This is a genomic window from Vibrio sp. 1S139, from assembly GCF_041439475.1.
GTDB classification, from domain to species: Bacteria; Pseudomonadota; Gammaproteobacteria; order Enterobacterales; family Vibrionaceae; genus Vibrio; species Vibrio crassostreae_C.
In genome coordinates this window covers 58248-65721 of the sequence record NZ_JBGOOD010000027.1, presented here as the reverse complement: position 1 = coordinate 65721, position 7474 = coordinate 58248, and the positions used below count along the sequence as shown (strand labels likewise).

The window sequence follows — 7474 nt, the reverse complement described above, 5'->3', positions numbered from 1 at the left end:
ACATGCGCTCTGATAACGCTCAGATGGGTGGTAAGAGCTACCAAACTGAGAACGCTAAAGACAAAGACTGGAACGTACAAGCGGGTTCAAACGACCTAAAGCTGTCGTTCACTGATAACTTCGGTCAAGCACAAGAAATCGACATCAGCGCAAAATCAGGTGACGATATCGAAGAGCTAGCGACTTACATCAACGGTCAACAAGATTCTGTTAAAGCGTCTGTAACTGAAGACGGCAAGCTACAAATGTTCACAGGTAACAACAAAGTGAGCGGTGATGTGTCTTTCTCTGGCGGTCTTGCTGGTGAGCTAGGCATCCAAGAAGCTAAAGACGTAACGGTTGATACTATCGACGTAACATCTGTTGGCGGCGCACAAGAGTCTGTAGCAGTCATCGATGCGGCACTTAAGTATGTAGATAGCCATCGTGCTGAGCTAGGTGCTTTCCAAAACCGTTTCGACCACGCTATCAGCAACTTAGACAACATTAACGAGAACGTTAACGCATCTAAGAGCCGTATTAAAGATACCGATTTCGCGAAAGAAACGACTCAGATCACTAAGTCTCAGATCCTTTCTCAAGCTTCAAGCTCGATTCTTGCTCAAGCGAAACAAGCACCGAACTCGGCACTTAGCCTACTAGGCTAATCGATTAAAAAGCCACGTCGACCAATTGTTTTGACGCAAGGCGTCCACAAATTAGCTCGTGGTGAGAGATGAGCGCTAAACAGACCCAGCTTCGGCTGGGTTTTTTATTACCCGCAATTTGGCGAAAGTGCATTTGGGAAAGTGCAATGTTGGTAGGCAGGAACAAAAGCGAGATTCCCTATCACGTTCGTTCCTCACTGTAGGGAATGACGGGGATTGGACGATAATGATCTTATTGCTTTGTAAAATGAGTACGATTTGTGTGAGCAAGTAATGGCTCAGTTAGAACAGAGGAGCTAATCGTCATTCCACAACCGAGTAGCTATTTGTAAGAAGAGCGAGCTCCGTCGTCATCCCAGAATCGAGCCGAGCGAGATATCTGGGATCTCTGTTCGTGAGAGGCCTAAAGAAGAAGGGGATTTGTAGTTGTTAGGTATAAGGCCAAAGCGGCTGGTAATCTGGCATTAGAACTATATAGCAGGCACAAAAAACGCCACCCTTAGGTAGCGTTTTAATTAAAGCAGATAAGTAATCGAGATTACTTAGTTACTTTAAGAACTGGAGTTTCACCAACAGTTACAGAACCAGAAAGCTTGTTCAGCTCTTTGATTTCGTCCATGTTAGAGATAACAACTGGAGTAAGCGTAGATTTCGCTTTCTCTTCTAGAAGCGCTAGGTCGAAAGTGATGATAGTGTCACCAGCTTTAACAGATTGACCTTCTTCAGCTACACGAGTGAAGCCTTCGCCTTTAAGTTCAACAGTATCGATACCGAAGTGAACGAAAAGCTCAACACCGTCGTCAGACTCGATAGAGAATGCGTGGTTAGTTTCGAAGATCTTACCGATAGTACCGTTAACTGGAGCTACCATTTTGTCGCCAGCTGGTTTGATCGCGATGCCGTCACCAACGATTTTTTCAGCGAAAACTACATCTGGCACATCTTCGATGTTTACGATTTCACCAGAAAGAGGTGCGATGATTTCGATTGCACCAGCATCAGCGCTGTCATCAGATACAAGCTTTTTCAGTTTGTCAAACAGACCCATTGTGTCATGCTCCTAACGTTTAGTTTTATTCTGTAGAATATACTATACCAATCTAACAAATTAGACGACTATTTTTAGCCGTCTAACGTTATTAAGCGATTGGCGATTACTGAGTTTTCTCAGCGATGAACTTTTCTACGCAAGCTTCAATTTCAGCAGCTGTTGGTAGAGATAGTGCTTCGTCAGCCATAGCTTTAACTTCAGCGAAGTTAGAGTTACGGATTACTTTCTTAACTTTAGGGATAGAGATACCGCTCATAGAGAACTCATCTAGACCCATACCTAGAAGAAGTAGCGTTGCACGCTCATCACCAGCAAGCTCACCACACATACCAGTCCACTTACCTTCAGCGTGTGATGCGTCGATCACTTGCTTGATTACTGTAAGAACAGCAGGAGATAGTGGGTTGTATAGGTGAGAAATCATTTCGTTACCACGGTCTACCGCAAGAGTGTATTGCGTTAGGTCGTTAGTACCGATAGAGAAGAAAGATACTTCTTTCGCTAGGTGGTGTGCGATTGCAGCAGCTGCTGGAGTCTCAACCATTACGCCGATTTCGATTTCTTCATCGAAAGCTAGGCCTTCAGCGCGAAGTTCAACTTTGTACTCTTCGATTGCTTTTTTCAGTTCACGGATCTCTTCAACAGAAATGATCATTGGGAACATGATACGTAGTTTACCGTGTGCAGACGCACGTAGGATGCCACGTAGTTGGTCACGTAGGATTTCACGACGATCCAAGCTGATACGTACTGCACGCCAGCCTAGGAAAGGGTTCATCTCTTGTGGAAGGTCCATGTATGGTAGGTCTTTGTCGCCACCGATATCCATAGTACGGATAATCACTGACTCGCCTTCCATTGCTTCTGCTACTTCTTTGTAAGCAACGTATTGCTCTTCTTCAGTAGGAAGCGCGTCACGGTCCATAAATAGGAATTCAGTACGGTACAGACCAACGCCTTCACCGCCGTTACGCAGGATACCGTCACAGTCTTTTACTGTACCGATGTTGCCGTAAACTTCTACACGGTGACCGTCTAGAGTTTCAGCATGCAAATCTTTTAGTTTTGCTAGTTCAGCCGCTTCTGCTTCAAAATCTGCTTTGATTTTCTTAGCTTCTGCTAATTCAGCTTCAGAAGGGTTGATGATGATTTTGTTGTTCATCGCGTCTAGCACAAGCATGTCGCCGTTCTTAACTTGCTTAGTGATATCGTTAGTACCAACGATAGCTGGAAGCTCAAGAGAACGTGCCATGATTGAAGTATGAGATGTACGACCGCCGATGTCACAAGCGAAACCAAGAACGTAGTCTAGGTTGATTTGTGCAGTTTCAGATGGCGTTAGGTCGTAAGCTACTAGGATAACTTCTTCACTGATGTCTGATAGAGACACAATGTTGATGCCTAGAGCATTTTTAACGAAACGAGTACCGATATCGCGGATATCAGTTGCACGTTCTTTTAGGTACTCATCATCAAGAGATTCAAGCGCACAAGCTTGCTCTTCGATCACAGTGTGGATCGCGTTGTCTGCGTGCATTTTTTCTTTCTTGATGAGTGCTAAAATCTCTTCTTCTAGCTCTTCATCTTCAAGCAGCATGATGTGGCCTTCAAAGATTGCTTCTTTTTCTTCGCCAAAAGTTTCAAGTGCTTTTTGCTTAACAACTTCAAGCTGTTGAGAAGATTTGTTACGAGCGTCAAAGAAACGCTGTACTTCTGCTTCAACTTGGTCGTCAGAGATAGATTGAGTGTTTAGGACAATTTCATCTTCTTGAAGTAGTAGTGCTTTACCGAAAGCAATACCGGGAGATGCTAGGATGCCTGAAATCATAGCCTTACCTTAGTTGTTCAACTGTAAACGGGAGAGTGTGTGACTTTAAGTCGTCGACTAATGTCGCGCTTATTCCTATCTATTTCGAACAAAGCCACTTTGCTATGCAAAATGGCTTTGAAAGAAGGAGACCGTATTAGTGTAGTTGATCCATAAGAGCAACTAGGTGGTCTACTGCTTGCTGAGCTTGAGGACCTTCAGCTGAAATAGTAACGTTAGTACCTTTTACTAGGCCTAAAGTTTGTAGTTTGAACAGGCTTTTCGCGCTAGCGCTTTTGCCGTTAGAAGTCACTGTGATGTCAGCGTCGAAAGATTTTGCTTCTTTAACGAACTGTGCAGCTGGACGAGTGTGAAGACCGTTTTCTGCTGTGATTTCTACTTGCTTCTCGTACATTTTATATACCCCAATTAATTTATTTTTTGTAAGTTTGTAACCAGATTAGCTTAACTGCTTTAGCCCAAATGCGCTAGAGGCTAGTACGCCATGTTCGTGTTAGAACTTAGACTGGTTATAAATTTTTATCCAGCCATGGTCGTCTTTTGCTGAGTACTCATGACTTTCAGAATTTGTTTATTGCTTCTTTTATTTTGAAGCGAAAAATAAAACAGACCTGATATTACCAAAGGTGGGGCAGGGATCAACAAAAAAGCCCCTAAACGGGGCTTTTTTGGACGAAAAATTGATTTGACCACATATTATTGTTGGTTCTCTTTTTCCGTAAAGATGCCAGCAAATAGGGCTGTGCTTAGGTAACGCTCACCAGAGCTTGGTAGTACAGTAACGATAGTTTTTCCTGCAAATTCAGGTAGTTCGGCGATTCTGTTTGCTGCTACAACTGCCGCGCCAGATGAGATGCCTGCAAGAATACCTTCTTCTTTCATTAGGCGTTGAGCCATCTCAATCGCTTCTTCAGAAGTTACCGATTCAACACGGTCAATAATCTCTAAATCTAGGTTTCCAGGGATGAAACCTGCACCGATACCTTGAATTTTGTGTGGAGCTGGTTTGATTTCTTCACCTGCAAGTGCCTGTGCAATCACTGGAGACTCAGCCGGCTCAACCGCGACTGAAGTAATCGCTTTGCCTTTTTCACCTTTAATGTAACGACTCGTACCAGTGATAGTACCGCCCGTACCAACACCCGCTACAAACACGTCGATTTCGCCGTCTGTTGCTTCCCAAATTTCAGGACCAGTCGTTTGCTCGTGAATCTGTGGGTTAGCAGGGTTGTTGAACTGTTGAAGTAGTAGGTACTTGTCTGGGTCTGAAGCAACAATCTCTTCTGCTTTAGCAATCGCGCCGTTCATGCCTTTTGGTGCTTCAGTTAGCACAAGGTTTGCGCCAAGCGCTTTAAGCAGCTTACGACGTTCTAGGCTCATTGATTCAGGCATAGTTAGCGTTAGTTTGTAACCGCGTGCTGCTGCTACGAATGCAAGTGCAACACCTGTGTTACCACTGGTAGGTTCAACAAGCTCGATACCTGGCTTAAGCGTACCTGCTTTTTCTGCTTCCCAGATCATATTAGAACCGATACGGCACTTAACACTGAAGCTTGGGTTACGAGCTTCGATCTTAGCTAGGACGTTACCTTTGCTTACTTTGTTAAGGCGGACTAGAGGTGTGTTACCAATCGTTAGGGTGTTGTCTTCGTAGATCTTGCTCATGCGATATTCCTTCATTTAATGACAGAACTAAACGTAGTATATCAATCACTTTACCGTCTAGTGTCTTTCGATGTTTATTCAGCTTGAATTTAGATTAAACAAGTTGAAAAAAAGGTAAAAGGATTAAAAAGTTATATCATATAGATATGTAGCAGAATTCACGCCTATCTTTATTGAAATCAGAACTTCAAAAAGATAGGCGAAACTAGGAAGTATAGGCGGGGTAATAGACGAGAATTATAGACGAGAACGCAGAGCTTGGTCTTTAAACTCAGCAACCCACATTGCCGTCGCGCCGCAAACGGCAACGGGCATTACGATCAGGTTTAGAATTGGAATTGTGGTGAACACAGAAACAAGCGCGCCAAAGCTGTAGCTCTTGCCTTGTTTTTGTTTCAAATTGTTTCTCATGTCATCAAATTTGATTTTATGGTTATCGAACGGGTAGTCGGCGTATTGAATCGCTAACATCCATGCTGTGAAAATGAACCATAAAAACGGAGCAACGGTTTGCCCTAGTGCTGGAATTAACAAAAGTAGGAATAAACCGATCGCTTTTGGCAGAATGTAGACAAGCTTGCGCCATTCTCTCGCTAATATACGTGGGGTATCTTTGAGGACATCAAGTAAACCATCGTCATTAACTTTTTTACCGCTCAACAACTCTTCAACTTTTTCCGCGAGTAAACCGTTGAACGGTGCGGCAATGAAGTTAGCGAGCGTGCTAAAGAAATACGAGAATGTGGCCAAGACGGTTAACACAAGTAATGGCCATAAAATGTATGACAACCACGACAAGAAACTTGGCAATGCACCAATCCAACCTTCAATCCAAGTGTTTAGGTTGGAGAAGATATAAAACAAGGCACCACCAACGAGTAACACGTTCGCGATAAGTGGCATTAGTACAAACTTACGAATGCTCGGTGATAAAGCGATTTTTATTCCGAAAATAAAATAGCCAAAGCCGGAGCGGGGAACAGATTCAATAGTCATATTTAAATTAGGTCACATGTGAATTTGGTTAAATAGCAAACATGTCTAGTGTACTCGACCGAAATTAAGAAAAAAAGCGTGGTGAAAATCACACCATGTAAGGAACTAATTGTATTAAGTTGTTCTAAAACAGTGGCTACTTTTGATAGAGTAGTGAGATTAGCCAAATTAACCCAACTTAGTGACAGCGTGTTTATAGCTAGTTGACTAAGAAAGCTGAGAGCGAAAAATGCAGGAATTGCGATTTGTACTCATTATTGTTGGCGCATTAGCTATCGCCGCATTATTGTTCCATGGTCTATGGACGAGTAAAAAAGAAGGGAAAGCAAAGTTTGGAGATAAGCCGCTCGGTAAGCTTGATAACGACAGCTTAGATGAAGCAGAAACTATTCCAAACCGTTCATTCGCCCCAGAAGATGATTTTGAGATAATCCGAAAAGAACGTAAAGAGCCGGATTTTGCTGTTTCACCCTCTGATACTGATCCGCTGATCGACTCAGATCCGCTAACAGCGCCACAAGCGAAAGAAGCTTACGAAGATGATATCGAATTAAATGATCTTCCTTCTTTCAGCGTAGAAGACCCAATTAAGGTTGAAAGTGAACCTGAAGTGATTGAGGAAGAGAAGGACGTTGAGCCTGAAGTTCCAAGCTTTGAGTTGACTGACGAGCAAAAAGAAAACCATGCCGGCTTTAAAGTGCAGTACGGTTCGTTTGAAGAGCCTTCTGAAACAGTTGATGAGCCAGTCGTTCCAAACGAAACGCTTACTCAAAGAGAGCCGGTTGTTGCGAAAGAAGTCGTGACTCCGCAAAGTGCGACTGTTGAAGAAGCAAAACCAGATGAAGAACTTGGTTTAGAAGTGATCGTTCTTAATGTTCACTGTGCTGGAGAGATCCCATTCGTTGGGACTGAACTTTTCCGCAGCATGGAGAACAACGGTTTAACTTATGGTGAGATGTCTATTTACCACTGCTTTGCACAATCTACAGATGCACCAAAGGTTATTTTCAGCGTTGCAAACATGATGCAGCCAGGAACGCTAGAACATGATGATCCTGCTGACTTCACGACTAAAGGTATTTCGTTCTTTATGACGTTGCCTTGTTATGGTCAAGCTGATCAAAACTTCAATGTGATGCTGAGTGCGGCGCAGAAAATTGCTGACGATATGGGCGGAAACGTGTTGGATGAGTCACGCAACTTAATGACACCAAACCGTTTATCTGACTACCGCAAGCAAATCAGAGACTTTATGACGGCATCGAATGCCTAGCCGTATTGTTTAGC

At 43.3% G+C, this 7474-nt stretch carries 7 protein-coding genes; 2 read left to right on the top strand and 5 right to left on the bottom strand.

Annotation, left to right across the window (positions count from 1 at the left end):
- On the top strand, window positions 1–647 hold a 647-nt coding region (locus ACED46_RS11235; RefSeq protein ID WP_371721452.1), incomplete at its 5' end, for a flagellin.
- A gap of 538 nt (window positions 648–1185) precedes the next feature.
- Here ACED46_RS11235 and crr read toward each other — a convergent pair.
- The 5 genes from crr to cysZ form a co-directional block, all read right to left on the bottom strand.
- On the bottom strand, window positions 1186–1695 hold the full coding sequence (gene crr, locus ACED46_RS11230) for a PTS glucose transporter subunit IIA (RefSeq protein ID WP_004737851.1): 510 nt from the start codon (window positions 1693–1695) through the stop codon (window positions 1186–1188).
- A gap of 106 nt (window positions 1696–1801) precedes the next feature.
- Window positions 1802–3526 carry a phosphoenolpyruvate-protein phosphotransferase PtsI gene (gene ptsI, locus ACED46_RS11225; protein ID WP_371721451.1) on the bottom strand — a complete coding sequence of 575 codons (1725 nt, stop codon included), beginning with the start codon at window positions 3524–3526 and terminating at the stop codon, window positions 1802–1804.
- A 136-nt stretch (window positions 3527–3662) separates the two neighbouring features.
- Window positions 3663–3920: an HPr family phosphocarrier protein gene (locus ACED46_RS11220; protein WP_004734263.1), complete on the bottom strand. Its 258-nt coding sequence runs from the start codon at window positions 3918–3920 to the stop codon at window positions 3663–3665.
- A gap of 302 nt (window positions 3921–4222) precedes the next feature.
- Window positions 4223–5191: a cysteine synthase A gene (gene cysK, locus ACED46_RS11215; RefSeq protein ID WP_017061934.1), complete on the bottom strand. Its 969-nt coding sequence runs from the start codon at window positions 5189–5191 to the stop codon at window positions 4223–4225.
- A gap of 237 nt (window positions 5192–5428) precedes the next feature.
- On the bottom strand, window positions 5429–6187 hold the full coding sequence (cysZ, locus tag ACED46_RS11210; RefSeq protein WP_029235129.1) for a sulfate transporter CysZ: 759 nt from the start codon (window positions 6185–6187) through the stop codon (window positions 5429–5431).
- 229 nt (window positions 6188–6416) lie between these two features.
- Between cysZ and zipA the strand changes: the two genes are divergently transcribed.
- Window positions 6417–7460 (top strand): cell division protein ZipA, encoded by a 1044-nt coding sequence (gene zipA, locus ACED46_RS11205; RefSeq protein ID WP_017061932.1) that lies wholly within the window; start codon window positions 6417–6419, stop codon window positions 7458–7460.
- Window positions 7461–7474 lie beyond the last annotated feature (14 nt).